Source organism: Rhodococcus sp. 14-2470-1a (genome assembly GCF_002259425.1).
Taxonomy (GTDB): Bacteria; Actinomycetota; Actinomycetes; order Mycobacteriales; family Mycobacteriaceae; genus Rhodococcoides; species Rhodococcoides fascians_E.
The window spans coordinates 125,990-143,274 of sequence record NZ_NPFZ01000004.1; the positions used below are offsets into that span (position 1 = coordinate 125,990).

Annotated in this window: 15 protein-coding genes; 6 read left to right on the forward strand and 9 right to left on the reverse strand. The window is 64.5% G+C overall.

Annotated features, from left to right (window positions below):
* Positions 1-38 precede the first annotated feature (38 nt).
* Positions 39-1,289: an MFS transporter gene (locus CH292_RS01930; protein ID WP_094653864.1), complete on the reverse strand. Its 1,251-nt coding sequence runs from the start codon at positions 1,287-1,289 to the stop codon at positions 39-41.
* A 99-nt stretch (positions 1,290-1,388) separates the two neighbouring features.
* On the opposite strand from CH292_RS01930, the gene CH292_RS01935 reads away from it, so the two are divergent.
* Entirely contained in the window at positions 1,389-1,988 is a 600-nt protein-coding gene (locus CH292_RS01935; RefSeq protein ID WP_094653865.1) for a TetR-like C-terminal domain-containing protein, read from the forward strand.
* Here CH292_RS01935 and CH292_RS01940 read toward each other — a convergent pair.
* Positions 1,920-2,690 carry a glutamate racemase gene (locus CH292_RS01940; protein WP_020111194.1) on the reverse strand — a complete coding sequence of 257 codons (771 nt, stop codon included), beginning with the start codon at positions 2,688-2,690 and terminating at the stop codon, positions 1,920-1,922. The genes CH292_RS01935 and CH292_RS01940 overlap by 69 nt on opposite strands.
* 5 nt (positions 2,691-2,695) lie before the next feature.
* A complete protein-coding gene (locus CH292_RS01945) occupies positions 2,696-3,868 on the reverse strand; it encodes a cystathionine gamma-synthase (protein WP_033189877.1) in 1,173 nt (390 codons plus the stop codon).
* Positions 3,869-4,044: 176 nt separating this feature from the next.
* Between CH292_RS01945 and CH292_RS01950 the strand changes: the two genes are divergently transcribed.
* Positions 4,045-5,217: an acyl-CoA dehydrogenase family protein gene (locus CH292_RS01950; protein ID WP_020111195.1), complete on the forward strand. Its 1,173-nt coding sequence runs from the start codon at positions 4,045-4,047 to the stop codon at positions 5,215-5,217.
* 55 nt (positions 5,218-5,272) lie between these two features.
* Here the strand turns inward: CH292_RS01950 and CH292_RS01955 are convergent, their stop codons facing one another.
* Positions 5,273-6,658 carry a cystathionine beta-synthase gene (locus CH292_RS01955; protein ID WP_027498704.1) on the reverse strand — a complete coding sequence of 462 codons (1,386 nt, stop codon included), beginning with the start codon at positions 6,656-6,658 and terminating at the stop codon, positions 5,273-5,275.
* Positions 6,659-6,797: 139 nt separating this feature from the next.
* On the opposite strand from CH292_RS01955, the gene CH292_RS01960 reads away from it, so the two are divergent.
* From CH292_RS01960 to CH292_RS01970, 4 genes are all read left to right on the forward strand, one after another.
* A complete protein-coding gene (locus CH292_RS01960) occupies positions 6,798-7,778 on the forward strand; it encodes an SGNH/GDSL hydrolase family protein (RefSeq protein ID WP_094627573.1) in 981 nt (326 codons plus the stop codon).
* Between the two features lie 30 nt (positions 7,779-7,808).
* A complete protein-coding gene (locus CH292_RS01965; RefSeq protein WP_033189876.1) occupies positions 7,809-9,029 on the forward strand; it encodes an acetyl-CoA C-acetyltransferase in 1,221 nt (406 codons plus the stop codon).
* A 528-nt stretch (positions 9,030-9,557) separates the two neighbouring features.
* Complete coding sequence (locus tag CH292_RS28770) at positions 9,558-9,731, forward strand: hypothetical protein (protein ID WP_179277888.1); 174 nt, start codon at positions 9,558-9,560, stop codon at positions 9,729-9,731.
* Positions 9,732-9,745: 14 nt separating this feature from the next.
* Complete coding sequence (locus tag CH292_RS01970; protein ID WP_094653866.1) at positions 9,746-10,006, forward strand: hypothetical protein; 261 nt, start codon at positions 9,746-9,748, stop codon at positions 10,004-10,006.
* 307 nt (positions 10,007-10,313) lie between these two features.
* Here the strand turns inward: CH292_RS01970 and CH292_RS01975 are convergent, their stop codons facing one another.
* From CH292_RS01975 to CH292_RS29220, 5 genes are all read right to left on the reverse strand, one after another.
* Complete coding sequence (locus CH292_RS01975; RefSeq protein ID WP_094653867.1) at positions 10,314-10,661, reverse strand: terminase; 348 nt, start codon at positions 10,659-10,661, stop codon at positions 10,314-10,316.
* Between the two features lie 103 nt (positions 10,662-10,764).
* Entirely contained in the window at positions 10,765-11,016 is a 252-nt protein-coding gene (locus tag CH292_RS01980) for a hypothetical protein (RefSeq protein WP_094653868.1), read from the reverse strand.
* Positions 11,017-11,030: 14 nt separating this feature from the next.
* Positions 11,031-11,774 (reverse strand): hypothetical protein, encoded by a 744-nt coding sequence (locus CH292_RS01985; protein WP_094653869.1) that lies wholly within the window; start codon positions 11,772-11,774, stop codon positions 11,031-11,033.
* Positions 11,775-11,791: 17 nt separating this feature from the next.
* Positions 11,792-12,196: a helix-turn-helix domain-containing protein gene (locus tag CH292_RS01990; RefSeq protein ID WP_094653870.1), complete on the reverse strand. Its 405-nt coding sequence runs from the start codon at positions 12,194-12,196 to the stop codon at positions 11,792-11,794.
* Positions 12,193-17,112, reverse strand: a complete 4,920-nt coding sequence (locus tag CH292_RS29220) for a phage tail tape measure protein (protein ID WP_256977853.1) — start codon at positions 17,110-17,112, stop codon at positions 12,193-12,195. Before CH292_RS29220 ends, CH292_RS01990 begins: the two co-directional genes overlap by 4 nt.
* Between the last annotated feature and the right edge of the window lie 173 nt (positions 17,113-17,285).

A 17,285-nucleotide genomic window follows, 5' to 3' on the forward strand; every position in this document is an offset into this window, starting at 1 on the left:
GCCGTCGCCACCGCGGCACCTGCTGATCGTGCTCGGTGTCACCCGACCGAGCTCGCGCTCCCACTGCGGGACGCGAGAACGAACCCGGTCGACGAGAGGACCGCGAGAACGATCACGAAAGCGCCGTAGACCAGCGTCGTCGGCTCGAGACCGAACGTGTGCACCGCGATCCCGCCGACGACGGCCGGAACACTGAAGGCCAGGTAGCTGAGGACGAAGGTCGTAGCGAAGACACTTCCGCGCTCGTCCGCTGGAACGAGGCCGCCGAGTGTGCGCATGGCGCCGAGGAACGTCGCTCCCCATCCGGCACCGGCGACGACGGACCCGACGAAGTACAGCGGTACCGTCTCTGTCGCAACGGAGACCAGCGAGGCGGCGACACCCAGCGCCAGCACGAGCGTTCCCACGATCATCACCGTGCGCGGCGGCAGAGTCCGCACCACGGCAGCGGACACCGCGCCGGAGAAGAACAGCGCGAATATCTCGACCCCGCCGATGATGTGGTTGTCGATGCCGAAGATGGTGCCGATGATCGACGGTCCCAGAGACAGGTGGAACCCGCCGAGTGACCACGTCGCTATCAGCGCGGGCACGATCATGAGGAACGGAACGCGCGCTCCGGTGGGGAACGCCGCTCTCGGCAGCAGCAGCCGAGCGAGGTGGCGTTTCGATTCGATGGTGCGAAGCGACGATGTCTCGGGAACGAAGACCACCGCCGCCGCGAGCAGAACCACCGCCGCGATCAACAGCGCGTAGACCAGGACGGTCGGAGCGGGCGCCAACTGTACGAGCAGCCCCGACCCCAGCGCACCGGTGGCAAGCCCCACCGACGGTGCGACGCTGTTGACCAGGGGCCCCGCCGTACTGTTCGGCTGCAGATCGATGACGGCCGCGCTCAGCGCACCGGTGGCGGTACCCGCGGCAAGGCCTTGCACCACTCTCGCGGCGATCAGACCGCCGACCCCGTCTGCGGCGATGAACAGCACGAGACTGATCGCCAGCAGTACCAGCGCGCCGATCAGGATCGGTTTCCGGCCGACGTGATCCGACAGACTTCCGACCGTGAGCAGAGCCAGGAGCAGCGCGAGGGCGTACACCGCGAACACGACGGTCAGCATCGTCGAGGAAAATCCCCACGACGCTTGGTACACGGGGTAGAGCGGTGACGGGGCGGCGGACGACGCCATGACGACCAGATAGGTGACGCCGACGGTCCAGAAGGCCAGCGACGCGGACATCCTCCGCGAGGATGCGACGGGAATCGTCGAATCGAGATCGGTGTTGACCATTCGTAGCCTCCGGGCGGGTCGCTAAAGCCAAGATCATTGCTTTTACTCACGATAGACCGAGGCGCCGCTTAAAGCCAATCGGTTTGCAATAATGGTGGAATGTCCGAAGTCGAGCCGTCCAGCGTCCGCCGCCCCGGGGGCAGGAGCGCCCGGATACGCACCCTCGTCCACCGGGCCGTGACCGATTTGATCGACGACAACGCCGAGCCGTTGACTGTGCCGCTCGTCGCCCAACGTGCCGGCGTCGCCGCGACCACCGTCTACCGTCGGTGGGGTGATATCGACACTCTCCGAACCGAAGTGGCACTGGAGGTTCTCTCTGCGGATGCCGACGTACCGGACACCGGCGACCTCCGTCGTGATCTACACGTGTGGTGTGAGTTCCTCGTCACGGACATCACGCGGCCGGAGAAAACAGCGTTGCTTCGCTCCCTGATCGGGGCCATGCGCGACGCCGACAGGAGCCGTTGTCTCGACAAACGCGAAGACCAGATCAACACGATCCTGCGGCGTGCCACGGAGCGCGGAGACGACGCGCCGTCGCACCGCACCGTCATGGACCACGTCGTGGCCCCGCTCTACTTCAGAGTCGTGTTCGGACTCGGCGGAACAGACGCAGCCTTCGCGCGGTCACTGGTGAACGATGTGCTCGCCCGCCAGCAATCGGCCCTCTCGATGGGCGAGAGCACTGGCCGGTAGCGACCCTGCTCGTCCACTCATCGACACCGTGACCGTTCCGCCGCCGCCGGTCGACTTCCCGAGCTCGTCGATCCTCCGAAGTGCCTGCCGCGCAACAGCTTCCGCACTGTCGAACAACCGAGTTCCAGGGGGCAGAGCCGCGGCGATCTCGGCCGCCACCAACGGGTAGTGCGTACACCCCAGCACGACCACATCCACGTCGGCGGGCGTGCGGTCGGCGGCCTCGCGAATCGCTGCGGACACAGCGGAGGAATCTCCGCGGTCGATCGACTCCGCCAGCGAATGGCACGCAACGGCGGTGACCGTGCGGCCGGCCGCGAACTCCTCGATCAGTCGCGCTTGATACGCACTGGCCGTCGTCGCTGCCGTCGCCCACACCGCGAAGCGATCACTCTGTGCCGCAGCAGGTTTGATCGCCGGAACGGTGCCGATCACCGGAACGGATCCCACGTGCGCACGCAGGTCCGCCAACGCCGTCACGCTCGCGGTGTTGCACGGCAGTACCAGAGCCTCCGCGCCAGCCTCGATCCCACGATCCGCGGCCGCCAGCACACGCTCGATCACCACATCGTCCGGCTTCGGACCCCACGGCGCATTGTCGGGATCCATCAACAGGATCAGATCGAGCTCGGGACGCAGCTGCTTCAGCCACGCCGACGTCGGCAACAGGCCGAGCCCCGAGTCGATCAATCCGACGAGCATCCGATTCAGCCCAGTGCCTGCTCGACGTCGCCGACGAGATCGGCTGCGTCCTCGATGCCGACCGACAGACGAACCAAGTCGTCGGGGACCTCCAGCAACGACCCGGCTGTCGACGCGTGCGTCATGGCGCCCGGATGCTCGATCAGCGACTCGACACCTCCGAGCGATTCGGCAAGAGTGAAGATCTCGGTCCGTGCGCAGAAGTCGAGAGCGGCTTGCTTGCCACCGTTCAAGCGCACCGAGATCATGCCGCCGAAACGCCGCATCTGCTTCGCCGCAACCTCGTGCGACGGATGCGACGCCAAACCCGGGTAGATGACCTGGGAGATAGCGGAGTGGCCGCTCAGCAGCTCGACCAGCTTCTCCGCGTTGTCGCTGTGCCGTTCCATGCGCAGCGCCAAGGTCTTGATACCCCGAAGAGTCAGGAATGCATCGAACGGGCCGGGCACACCGCCTGCACCGTTCTGCAGGAACGCGAACGCCGCGTCGAGCTCCTCGTCGTCGGTGACGAGAGCACCACCCACGACGTCGGAGTGCCCACCGATGTACTTGGTGGTCGAATGCAGTACGACATCGGCACCGAGCTGTAGCGGCTGTTGCAGGTACGGCGACGCGAACGTGTTGTCGACGACCAGCTTGGCGTTCTTCTCGTGGGCGACACCGGCGAGCGCCTCGATGTCACCGACGTTCAGAAGCGGGTTCGTCGGAGTCTCGACCCAGACGAGCTTGGTGTTGGGGCGGATCGCGTCACGCACTGCGTCGACGTCGGACACCGCGGCCACCGAGTACTCGATCCCCCACTGAGTGAACACCTTGTCGATCAGCCTGAACGTGCCGCCGTAGGCATCGTTGGGAATGACGAGGTGATCACCGGGACGCAACGTCGCGCGGAGCAGCGCATCCGTCGCCGCCATGCCCGACGAGAACGCACGGCCGTACGTGCCCGACTCGATCGCGGCAAGATTCGCTTCGAGCGGCCGACGCGTCGGATTACCGGTGCGGGCGTACTCGAAGCCACTGCGCATACCGCCGACGCCGTCCTGAGCAAACGTCGAACTCGCGTAGATCGGGACATTGACCGCGCCGGTCAGCGAGTCCGGCTCGTAACCGGCATGAACCGCTTTGGTCGAAAACCCCTGCCACGAACTGCTGTCTGCCTTGCTGCGCTGCTCACTCATGACTTTCAGCCTAATAGGGTCATTACTTTAGGCTCCACTCCCGCCTGGTTGGGTCATTACTGCAGGCTCCACTCCCGCCTGGTTGGGTCATTACTGCAGGCTCCACTCCCGCCTGATAGGCGAGAGTTCTCGGTAGCCTTCGGGAGACACTGCAAAGCGAAACGAGGCGTTTGACCGTGGCCGATTCACAGACCGTCGACGAGCTGTTCTCCATCGACTCCCTTCTTGATTCCGAGGAGAAGGACATCCGCGACACCGTTCGAAAGTTCGGCCGCGAACGTATCCGGCCCCACCTCGCGGACTGGTTCGAGGACGGCACCGTCCCCGCGAGGGAGCTGGCCAAGGAACTGGGCGCACTCGGACTGTTGGGGATGCATCTCGAGGGTTACGGGTGCGCGGGCACGTCTGCCACTGCCTACGGCCTCGCCTGCCTGGAGCTCGAGGCCATGGATTCCGGCATTCGTAGCCTTGTCTCCGTCCAGGGTTCGCTGGCGATGTTCGCGATCTGGAAGTACGGCTCCGAGGAGCAGAAGCAGCAGTGGCTGCCCGGTATGGCCGAGGGATCGCTCATCGGTTGCTTCGGGCTGACCGAGGCCGACTACGGATCCAACCCGGGCGGAATGCGGACGCGGGCCAGGAAGGACGGCAGCGACTGGGTCCTCAATGGCTCCAAGATGTGGATCACGAACGGCCCGGTCGCCGATGTCGCCGTCGTCTGGGCTCAGACCGACGAGAAAATACGAGGGTTCGTCGTCCCGACGGACACGCCGGGGTTCACGGCGAACACCGTCAAGAAGAAGCTCTCGCTTCGTGCGTCGATCACCGGCGAACTGGTGCTGGAGGACGTCCGGCTGCCCAGTGATGCCGTGCTCCCCGACGCTCATGGACTACGTGGCCCGCTCAGCTGTCTCAACGAAGCCCGCTTCGGCATCATCTTCGGCGCGATGGGTGCGGCACGTGACTGCATCGAGTCGGCCATCGAGTACTCGAAGACACGGGAGGTGTTCGACAAGCCACTCGGCGGTTACCAGCTGACGCAGGCCAAGCTCGCGAACATGGCACTCGAACTCGGCAAAGGTCAACTGCTCGCGCTGCACCTCGGCCGACTAAAGGACAAGGGCGAGCTGCGGGGAGAGCAGGTGTCCGTCGGCAAGCTCAACAACGTGCGCGAAGCGATCGCGATCGCCCGCGAGTGCCGGACGATTCTCGGTGCCAACGGCATCACCCTGGAGTACCCGGTGCTTCGTCACGCCAACAACCTGGAGTCCGTCCTCACGTACGAGGGAACGTCCGAGGTACACCAGTTGGTGGTGGGGCAGGCACTCACCGGCACCAGCGCGGTTCGCTGATTCCGCTGTGAGTGGTTGTGTACGGCCCGCCATACACAACCACTCACGTAGGGGGTCAGGCGCCCTTGGACAGGAATCCGAGCAGGTCGTGTCGGGTGATGACGCCGACGGGCTTGCCCTCCTCCACGACCATCAGGGCGTCGGTCTCCCCGAGAGCCTTGGTGGCGTCGGAGACGTTCTCGCCTGCACCGATGAGGGGGAACGGCTCGCTCATGTGCTTGGCGACCGGGTCCGCCAGTGACGCACGGCCCTCGAAGACCGCGCTCAGCAGTTCGCGCTCGGTGACACTGCCCGCGACCTCGCCCGCCATCACAGGAGGCTCCGCGCCGACGACCGGCATCTGCGAGACGCCGTACTCGCGCAGGATCTCGATGGCGTCACGCACGGTTTCCGACGGGTGCGTGTGCACCAGGTCGGGAAGGGCGCCGGACTTGCCGCGGAGCACGTCGCCCACCGACGGCTCGTCGGTCTTGCCGTCCAGGCGCGAGCGAAGGAAGCCGTAGGACGACATCCAGTCGTCGTTGAAGATCTTCGCGAGGTAGCCACGACCGCCGTCGGGCAGCAACACGACGACGAGAGCGTCGGGGCCTTCACGCTCGGCGACACGCAGGGCACCGACGGCAGCCATACCGCACGATCCGCCGACCAGGAGCCCTTCTTCGCGTGCGAGGCGTCGCGTCATGTCGAAGGAGTCGGCGTCGGACACGGCGATGATCTCGTCGGGAATGGACGGGTCGTAGGCCGACGGCCAGAAGTCCTCACCGACGCCCTCGACGAGGTACGGACGGCCGGTGCCACCCGAGTAGACCGAGCCTTCGGGGTCGACGCCGATGACCTTGACCTTGCCGCCGGAGATCTCCTTGAGGTACTTGCCTGTTCCGGAGATGGTTCCACCCGTTCCGACGCCCGCGACGAAGTGGGTGATCTTGCCGTCGGTGTCGGCCCAGATCTCGGGTCCGGTGGTTTCGTAGTGGCTCTGCGGGCCTGCCGGGTTGGCGTACTGATTGGGCTTCCACGCACCGTCGATCTCGCGCACCAGGCGATCGGACACGCTGTAGTAGCTGTTGGGGTCCTCGGGAGCGACAGCCGTCGGGCAGACGACCACCTCGGCTCCATAGGCGCGCAGCACGTTGCGCTTGTCCTCGCCCACCTTGTCCGGGCACACGAAGACGCACTTGTAGCCACGCTGCTGCGCGACGAGGGCCAACCCGACCCCGGTGTTGCCCGAGGTCGGTTCCACGATGGTCCCGCCCGGCTTCAACTCGCCCGACGCCTCGGCAGCGTCGATCATCTTGATGGCGATGCGGTCCTTGCTGGACCCGCCCGGGTTGAGGTATTCGACCTTGGCCACAACCGACCCCGCGTTGTCGCCGACAACAGAGGAGAGCTTGACCAACGGGGTGTTGCCGATGAGTTCGGTGACGTGCTGAGCGATGCGCATGACTTCATCTTCCCAGATCGCGCTCGGAGCGGAGTCCTCGGAACGACTCGATCGCACCCGACGCGCTTCTCGGTACCCCCGAGACACCGCGAACGGATGCTTACGATGGACGTGTGGCGCAGACCGTGGGAAAGAGAACGTGTCGGTGAGTCGGTGGAAGGGCGCAGCCAAGGCGGGCGCCGCGACGGTGATTGCAGGCTCGTCAGCTGGGACAGCGTCGTGGGCTGCGTACAAGCATCTGATGGCCCAAGCGACGTCTGCTCGCGGGGTGATCGGACGCTCGACGGCAAAACCTCCGGAGGCCGACGGCGTCTACGGGCCCGGTGATCGCACGCCGGAACGGTGGCGAATCGGGAGTTCGGCAGATATTCATCTGATGATCTTCGGCGACTCGACTGCCGCGGGCGTCGGCTGCACTGTCGCCGACGAAGTACCGGGAGTCCTGGTTGCCCGTGGGCTCGCCGACGAAACCGAGAAGCGGGTCCGGCTGAGCACCAAAGCAATCGGCGGCGCGACGTCGAAAGGCCTGGAGGGCCAGGTGGACGCGATGTTCGTCGCCGGCCCGCCACCGGACGCCGCGGTCATTCTGATCGGCGCGAACGATGTCACCAAGAAGTTCTCCATCGCGGCGTCGGCCGCGCGACTGGGCAACGCAGTGGAACGCTTGACGGCGAAGGGCACGGTCGTCGTCGTGGGAACGTGCCCCGATCTCGGCGTCGTGACCGCGATACCCCAACCTCTGCGAACGGTCGTCCGAAACTGGGGTCTTCGGCTGGCACGCGCACAGTCCGACGCGACCCTGAAAGCAGGCGGGCACCCCGTGGCGTTGGCGGACTTGCTGTCTCCCGAGTTTCTCGCAGCCCCGGACACGATGTTCTCCGCGGACCGGTTCCATCCGTCGGCTGCCGGCTACGAACTCGCCGCTCGCCAGTTGCTTCCTGTCCTGGCTGCGGCGTTGGGCGAGTGGCACGGTGGTCCGCTCCCCGTGCTCCCCGACGTGTCCGCCGCGGCCGAATCCCGCCGTTTCGTGCCGCGCGCGGCGGCATCGTTGGAGAGTTTCCTACGTCGCCGACGAAGCGAAACGGAGGCGCACAACCAGCCCTACCCGCCGGTAACTTAGTATCCACGGTAATCAACCCTAGGAGAGTTCATGCCAGAAGCAGTGATCGTCAGTACCGCTCGTTCACCCATCGGCCGCGCGATGAAGGGCTCGCTGAAAGACATCCGTCCCGACGACCTCACCGTGCAGATGGTCGCCGCCGCGCTCGCGAAGGTTCCCGAGCTCGACCCGACCGACATCGACGACCTCCTTCTGGGATGTGGCCTTCCCGGAGGCATGCAGGGCAACAACCTCGCTCGCATCGTGGCAGTCCTGCTCGGCTACGACTCGCTTCCCGGCACCACCATCACCCGCTACTGTTCCTCCTCGCTGCAGACCACGCGTATGGCCTTGCACGCCATCAAGGCAGGCGAGGGCGACGTGTTCATCTCCGCAGGCGTCGAGAGCGTCTCCAACTTCATTCACGGCAGCTCCGACTCCCTGCCGCAGAGTCACAACCCGCTGTTCGCCGACGCCGAGGCACGCACCAAGAAGGCGCAGGAAGAGGGCGCGGACAGCTGGACCGATCCCCGCGAGAGCGGCGAGCTGCCCGACGCGTACATCGCCATGGGTCAGACCGCCGAGAACGTCTCGCTGTTGACCGGCATCAGCCGCGAGGATCAGGACCACTGGGCCGTCCGCAGCCAGAACCGGGCCGAGGAAGCTATCAACTCCGGCTTCTTCGAGCGCGAGATCACCCCGGTCACACTCCCGGACGGCACCGTCGTGTCCAAGGACGACGGCCCCCGTGCGGGCACGACCTACGAGAAGATCAGCGAGCTCAAGCCGGTCTTCCGCCCCAACGGAACGGTCACGGCAGGCAACGCGTGCCCGCTGAACGACGGAGCGGCCGCACTCGTCATCATGAGTGACACCAAGGCCAAGGCGCTCGGCCTGACGCCGCTGGCCCGCATCGTGTCCACCGGCGTCACCGGAACCTCCCCCGAGATCATGGGACTCGGACCGATCGAGGCCACCAAGCGGGCGCTGAAGATCGCGAATCTCTCCATCTCCGACATCGACCTGTTCGAGATCAACGAGGCGTTCGCGGTGCAGGTCCTCGGTTCGGCACGTGATCTCGGCATCGATCACGACAAGCTGAACATCTCCGGTGGCGCAATCGCCGTCGGTCACCCGTTCGGCATGACCGGCGCGCGCATCACCACGACCTTGCTGAACAACCTGAAGACACAGGACAAGACGTTCGGCGTGGAGACCATGTGCGTCGGCGGCGGCATGGGAATGGCCATGGTGCTCGAGCGTCTCAGCTGACGCGTCCTTCGAGCCACCCGCAGGAACGCGAAAGGCCCCGCACTCACGAGGAGTGCGGGGCCTTTCGCGGTGACTACTAGTCGTTGTTGAAATGACAGACCGTCGGGCGCACACGTTCGCTTCTATTCGGAAGCGCTGGTCAAACTACTTCCGAGGCGGAGGCGAACCGCAGCGAACACGAACGGATGACACAACGTTGTGTCATCCGTGTGTCACCGAGGGGTCAGATCCCAGATCCGGCCGGCTGAATCTAGGCGCGTATCTAATTTAGATACGGGTGTGGCCGCTGTGGCGCCGCCTTTTCAGGGTCAACCGTGAAAAGGGTACGGACTAGCGTGTACCCCTGGCCGCTCACTAGTGAGCACCCCTTCTTGGTGGCGTCGACGAAAAGGGCCGCGTTTCAAACGCGACCATGCACGGTGCTGATGACCGTGCAGCACGGGTCATTCACGTAAACGAATCAGTCGGCCGATGTCCGAGGTCTCTGGTATCTGTAGCAGACCAGACAACCCGACCCAGGAGTATCGAATGACCGAACAGCCCGAAAAGCAGAAATGGAACCGAGTCGTACCCACCGAGTACGAACCCCTCACCCGCAAGGTCGAAGTCAAGATCTCCACCATCGCCATAGGTGTCTTCATGGGCAACATCCTCAGCGGCGTCGTCGGAGGACTCATCTTCGCCATGGTCGCCGGACAGTAGAGAGGGGACAAGAAATGCCACACATCAGCTACAACGGTGAGCGCCACAACGTCACAGACACCCAGGCAGACGGACTTGTCGAAAAACTGAAGAAACTGAAGCCCGGAGACCATGTGCTTCTAGCCGTCAAAGACGAAGATGGCGACATCTCCAAGCTGTACATCCCATACGGCGCACCGGTCACCATCCATTCCTGGGAATTCCATCTTCCCGAGATGCCGTCGATGCCGGACATTTCTCAGACGACTTTCCCGCGCGGTTTCCCCGGTCTCTGACGGACTCATCCAGACCCGTACAGGACAGAATCCGCCTTACCCGAGGCCCAACTGGGGGCAGGAGTTTCAAGGGTCTGCCCCCAGGGGCCTCACCGGTGGCCGTGAAGGTGACCGTAACTATCGATCGCGTGCTCTCGGCACCACCGCAGCCGTGCCCGGTTGTAAGCAAGGAATGCGTGCTTCCCGTCCAATGGCCTACCTGGCTCGATGCGGCCCAGCCACTCCTCGACCACGAACGGCGGAAACACCGGACCACCCTTTTTGTTGCCGTCGACAGAAAGCCCGGTGTCGTTGCTGCGTCGGCGCATCAAGCACCCGGCCTGATCGTGTACAACTTCCGGGTGCCCGACCGTTGCTGCGGCTTCTTCCCCGTCTCCTCATCCGGCAGGCGCAACGCCGAGATGATCCGAGCCAACGTGATTCGCTGCTGCCGAGCCTCCACCAACGCCGGATGAGCCTTCGCGCCCTGCGGCGAATCAATCACCACACCCTCGGCCGTCACCGCGTCCTGCAACAAATTGAGCTGGTCGACGGTACGAGCAGCCTCCAGGAGCAGTGCTGACTCGTGCTCGTCGAGTTCGTACTCATCGACCACCGACTTCCACAACTTCGCTCCAGCCGCTGCGAGGCCGGCTGGGGTCTTCTTCGATGCCATCAGCCCTCCAAGGGTGATCGTTTCAGGTGCTCTGGACTGCGAGTGCCCTTACCCGAGGTCACGGTGGGGTCGGGCGGTTGGGGATGCGCCCCCAGGGGTGTGGTCAGTGGATGGTCCAGGTGTGCCCGAATGCGTGGAGTGTGTTGCCGTTTCGGGTGGCGTCGATGGGCTTGCCGAGGTGTTTGTAGATGGTGCCGAGCCAGAGCTTGTCGATGTCGGTGTCGTCCATCGTGTGTTCGAGTCGGGCGGTGGTCTGTGTGCCGTCGATGTCGAGGGTGATGTCGAGGGTGGTGGGGTCGTACTTGTTGTTCTTGATGTGCGGGCCGAAGGTTCCGGTGAGCAGTGTTGTGGTCATGTTGGTTCTCGCTTTCAGGCTGTGAATGGTCCGGTGCCGCCGGCGGGTGTTCCGAATCCTGCGGAGGGTCGGCCGGGTGTGGTGGTGAGGTCGTCGGCGCTGTTGGTGAGGGCGTCGGCGAATTGGCGGCCGAGTTGTTTCTGGTGTGCTGCTTCGGCGGCGTAGTTCCTCGGTTCGGGGTCGGGTGGGGTGTTGAGTTCGTCGGGCTGGTCGAGCATGAAGTTGAAGGATTCGAGGTCGATGCCGCGGCCGTCGTTGGTGGCGACGTTCCAGAGTTCGACGACGGTGTCGGTGTCGGGGCTGGCTTGGGCGTAGGTGTCTGCGACGTCGGCCCAGCGCATGTCGAATGCGACGGTGACGACTGCTCGGGCGAGGTGGTCATCTCCGGATTGAAGTGCACGGTTGAGGACGGCGAGGGCTTCGGCTTCGAGGACGCTGTTGTCGGGGGCGTCGGCGTAGGAGGAGGGGAGCAGTCGTTGTGCTCGGTCTTGGGCGTCACGCCATGAGATGGCGTCGGAGCCGGTGAGTGTCTTGGTGGGTGGCCCGAACACTGTGCGTTCGAGCTTCTGCCGGTGGGTGTTCTTGGTCCACTGGTGTTTCTCGGCGGCGTGGTCGACGGCTGTCCGGGCGGTGTCGTAGATGGTGGCGATCTGTTCGCGGCGTCCGTTCTTGGACAGGGTGGTGTCGGCGCGGATGGCGTCGAGTTGTTCGAGGTAGGTGTTGATGGCGTCCTGTGACTTCTTGATGTAGTCCGGCATGGTGCGTCTCCTTGGTGTCAGGCTGCGGATCGGGCGGCTTTGAAGTGCTCAAGGTCTTCTCGGTTGATGCGGTACCGTTTGCCGACTCGTGTTGCGTTGAGCCGCTTTTCGGTGATGGCCAGTCGTACTGCTCGGTCGGAGAGGTAGAGGATGTCGGCTGCTTCTCCTGTGCTGTACCACTGTGATCGTGGGGTCTCTTCCGGTTGCGCCGCTGTTGGGCTTCCGGTTGCGGAAGTGCGCCAGTGCAGTGCTGCGAGGCTGATGGCGAGTAGGGCTTCGTCGACTTCGCGGTCTTGGCCTCGGAGTGCTACTCGGAGTTCACGGAGGTTGCAGCGGGATTCGATGAGGGCGGCGACTCGGCCGGGGAGGGTGACCTCGACCCCGGCGAGTCCGTGTAGGTAGCTCTCGTGTGTGCGCATCATCGGCGCTTCTTGAACGAAAGAGATCGCACGTTCATCTCGCTGCGCCACGCTCGGATGCCCTGATTCACCGAATCGGTCTGGAACACCACTGTGGGTTGTTGCGCCGTTCGGGCGAGGTCACCGACTCGGGCGTTGAGCTCGGACAGGTCGAGCGAGGCACTGCCTGCTGCGGACGCGTTGCTGGCTCGCAGTGCCGCAACTTCGCGAAGTTGGGCATCTCGCTGTGCCCCTGTGGTGACCCACTCGTCCTGGCCCGACAAGTTCAGGGCCATCATCCCGTGCTCGAGGCGGCCGCCGTTGTCTCGGAGGACCGCATTCTTGCGCTGGCTGTTGATGAAGTCCGCGAACTGTGACTGCCAGTCCGTACGGGTTGCGGTGTCCCACTGCTGTTGTGCCGACGTGATCCCGGTGGTGATAGAGGCGACCCAGTCCGGTGCGGGTTGGGTGCCGCTGATCTGGCCCTCGGTCATCTTCGCGGATTCGGTTGCTTGTCCGAAGGTGGGGATCTGTAGATCCCAGAGCCGGGAGTCTCCGATCCCGAACGGCATCTGCTCGAACAGAGAATCGATGATGATTCCGGTGACCTGTGCACCGAAGTCCTTGAATCGATCCTTGATGGAGAAACTACCGGCCGTGGTGCTCGACCCTGCGGTGGTCGTCGAGCCGGGGTTCTTGATGACCTCGTCGAGTTTTTTGCGGGCTTGATCGAGCGCGATGTCTGCTTTCGTGCGGTCGTTCGCTGTTGCTTCAGGATCGGCGTAGACCTCGTTGCGGCGGAGGTTCGCGTCGTCGACGGCCATCTGCGCTTCCATGCGCTCGATCTCGACGTCGGTGTAGGTGCGTGCGAGGTCGGGTGCCTGCGGTGCCGGTCCGTCCTTGACTCCGGTTGCGGCACTGTCTTTCTCGGCCTGTAGGTCGACGACCTTCTGCTTGGCTGCTTTGACTTTCAGGTCTGCCTGCTCGCGGTCGGCTTGGCTCTTCTTCTCGTCGGCGTAGACCTTGTCGCGGGCTTCTTCTGCCTGTGTGACGGCGACTACGGCGCGGTCGAGTGCGATCTGGTCTTTTTCTTCCCAGTCCGATTCGGTGGTGCTGGAAGTCGTCGCGGATCGGGTGGCGGCTGCAGCGAGGATTGCCTGTGCTTCTGCGGTTTCGGCGCGGTAGTTCGAGCCGTCCGAGAAGGCGGACTGCTGCACTTGTTGTGCGGCAGCGGCGGGGTCCATCGTCTCGTAGTCGAAGCCTGCGAGTTTTTCGTAGAACATCCCGGCCGCTCTGGTGGGGTTCATGCGGTCTTCGGCTGTGCCCCAGGCGCCGTTGTCGCGCTGTTGGAAGACGCCGGTGGAGTCTCTGTCTCCGTAGGGGAGGTTCTGTAGATCGGACTCGGCAAGTCCGGTCATGAGGGCGGCGAGGATGCCGTTGTCGGTGATGCCTCGGCGGCGTCCTTCGTCGATGATCGCCTGCGCGATTTGGTCGCGTTCGGAGAGGACGGGAGCAGTGTTTGCGGTGTCGGTGAGGACATGGTCGGTCGCGATGTGCACGTGGTTCGTGTGATCCCCGGCGCCGTCGTAGAAGCTGCCGTCGACGGTCGCACCGTTCTTGATTTCACGCCCGAAGCGGGGGTCGTCGTAGATGAGTTCTTTGAGTTGGCTGCCGAAGGTGTCTGCCATGCGGACGGCGAGGCCGAGCTGTTCGGTGGTGTTGCCGTAGCCATTCGAGAAGTCGGCGGCCATACCCTGACCGTGGTAACCGGGGTCACCGTCTCGGTAGCCGGAGGTCATCTGAAGAGCTGGAAAATACCGGCCCACGTAGGAGGTGAGGCTGTCAACGATCGCGCCGCCAGCTGCAAATCCGCGGACCTTTCCCTGAGCGAGTGCTTCTCGGAATCGGTACACACCGGCCTGGCCACCCAAGCGGTCGACATCGTCGGTGGTGAGCATGTGCTCGCCCGGCATCGCGAGAATCGGGACGGAGTCCTTGCCCGGCACACCACCGGTGATCGGGCCGCCGTCGGCCTTGCCGTACTGCGCAATGTAATCCGCTGTCGGGTTGAACCCGGCTGCACGCATAGCCTCGGGGCTGAAGGAACCGAACTGCCCGGCGAGACGACCGACCTCTTTGTAGTCGACTGTGACAGTGACCCGCTTGTCCGGGAGAGCTCGTACGTTGAGGTCGATTTCGCGGATGCGATCGAGGGCCTCCTGGTTCGGCGCGGAGATGCGGACGATGCCGGGCTTGCCGTTGATGTCGCGTTCGACAGTGCCGCCGAGTTCCTGGATCTCCTTCAGGGCTGCGTCGTCCAGGAGTTCGACGGGGATGTCGACGGGCTGACCTACGCCTTGAAGCATGGTGGAGATGACTGCCAACTGCTGCGTCACGTCATCCGAACCCGAGAGGCTGGCGAGCATGATGATCTGCTCGGGCAGTAGACCTTCTGCTGCTGCCATCGCCTCGATCTGGGTCTGCGTGAGCCGGTAGCTGTTGCCGAGGTTCAGCAGAGCGGTGTCGTTCGAGGCGATTGCCAGTCGTGCGGCTTCCTGCGCCTCGGGCAGGCTCTTGCCCTGCGCGAGTGCCGCGGTGATGGTGGCGTTCGTGACCTCGATGGTGCGGTCACGGATTTCGGTGAGGGAGTCTCGCAGCTTGGAGCCGTTCGCGAGCTGGGTATCGACGGCACCGTTCTGCCCGACGAGAGCATCACCGATGCCGGCGGTCGGGTCGACGGTCGCGGGCTGCACGGCGCCCATCTCTCGGATGGTGTCGTTGTATGCCTGCACTGCATCCGACAGCGGAATCTCTTTGCCGGACAGCACATCGAGTGCAGTCTTGAGAGCATTCACTCGGTCGTCAGCGGAGGATGCTTCGTCGCCGAGGATCCCGATCGCCGTGGAGAGGTCGAAGAAACCGGTGGTGGTGTTCTTCGCGGTCTCCTGCGATTCGAGGATTTGATCGCGCATGCCGGCGAGCTTGTCTGCGGCTTCGGCGCCGCCTTCGCCGTTGTTGCGGAGGACCGCGGCGAAGGTATCGAACTGCACCTGTGATCCGGTGAGCTTGCCGGCGAGTTCCTCGGTCGATAGTCCGGTGCGGTCGAGTGCCGCTTTCATGTTCTCGGCGCCCTCGGCGACACGGTTCTGCTCGTCGAGGACGCGCTGTCCGGAGAAGCCGTCGCCGGTGAAGATGCCGCCGATGTCCTGGAATCCGAGTGCGACCATGCGACCGAATCCAGCGGTCGTCTCGGCGATCTTGTCCTGCTCGGTTCGGAACTGGTCGACCTGTGCGGAGACTGCACTCAGCACGGTGTCCGACATCGCGCCCTGTGATTCCTGGAATGCTTTCGCGACGTCCCGTTGGGCGATGGCTGCGCCGGTAGCAGACGCTGCGAGCAGGTCTTGCTGTTCTGCGGCGGTGCGGAATCCTTCGACGATGGAGTAGGCGGCGGCGCCTGCTGCGACGAGTCCGATGACCAGGGGTCCGCCGAGGGCGGCGCTCATGCCGCGCAGGGCCCCTGCTGCACCACCGGTGCGGGCTTGCACGGTGGCCATCGCGGCACCGAATGTGCCGATCTGGGTTCCTGCGCCGGCGGCGAGTGCACGTTGGACGGCCATTTGTCCGGCGAAGCCGCGCATGGCTGTCGTGGCACCGGTCGCGGCTGTGGTCAGTGACGCGCCGAGGCCGGTGACTCGGAGGGCGACGAGTGCTGCGGTGGCGGCGAGGATGGGTGTGGGCAGTTCGGAGACTGCGCCGACGACAGACCCGAATGTGGTGGCGACGGGGGCCGCTGCGGATGCCATTCCGGACAGGCCGTCGATGACGTTCGGGGTAGCGGTGGTGATGAAGTCGGCGGCACCGTTCGCGAAGCCTTCTAGCGGGCCCTTGATGAGGTCGTAGAGGCCGAGGGTGAGTGTCTCGGTTGCGTTCTCGACTGCGGCCATCGCGCCGGGTAGGCCCTGGGTCTTGGCGGCTGCGACTTCGGCGGCGGCGCCTTGTCGTTCGATGGCGGTGTGCATTGCGTCGTAACCCGCTTGGCCCTGTTCGGCGGCGACACCGGCGAGGCGCATTGCGTCGGATCCGAATAGGGTTGCGGTCGCAGCTTGGTAGAGCTCGGGGGTCATGCTGGCGGCGGCTTCGTCCAACTGCCCGAAGAGGCTGGACATTCCTACGAACTGCCCCTCGGCGTTGTAGATCGTGAGTCCGAGTTCCTCGATGGCTGCCTGCGCTGGCTTGCCTTGGTCGGTAACGGCGAGGAGCGCGGACTTGAGCAGTGTTCCGGCGTCCGATCCGGCGATGCCTGCGTTGGCGAGGACACCGAGGGTGGAGGCGGTGTCCTCGATGGTCAGACCGAACTGATTGGCGACGGCGCCGGATTGCTGTAGTCCGGCGGCGATGTCGGTGATCTCGGCGGACGATGCGTTCGCGGCGTTGGCGAGGACGTCGGATGCGGTGGCGGCGTAGGAGGCGTCGAGCCCGAACGACTGGAGGGCTTGGGACTGGATGGTGGCTGCGGTGGCTGCGTCGATCTGTGCGGCGGCGGCGAGCTGGAGGGTGCCGCGCGCGGCTTCCATGCTCTGTTCGACGGTGAACCCACCCTTGGCGAGTTCGGTCATCGCGGCTGCGGCGTCGGAGGCGGATGTTGCGGACAGGTCGTTGTCGTTGCCGAGTTCCCGAGCGCGTTCGGACACTGCTGACATCTGCTGAGCTGTGGCACTCGAGACGGCTTGCATCGTGTTGAGCTCGTTGGTGAAGTCGTTTCCTGCCTTCACCACTTCACCGAACGCGGCGACCACACCGCCGGCGAGAATCCCGGCACCCATCAATTTTCCGAAGTTCCCAGCGAGCCCCACAGCGCCGCCGAGGCCGCGCTGTAGATCCCCCGCAACGCGGGAGGTATCCGCGCCTACTTCGATATCGATTCTTCCGCCAGCCATAAAAACTCCCGAGCACTCGAAACGCATTGGTTGGGTTTGTTTTTCGCTTTCCGCCTTGCGCGGATGGGGCGTCCAAACCTTGCGTCCGTGTGCCCGGGAGTGAACCGCCTTGCGCGGTATCAGCTCACTTCCGATTCTATCGGAAGTTGGTCCGAAATGCGTTGCACTGCAAC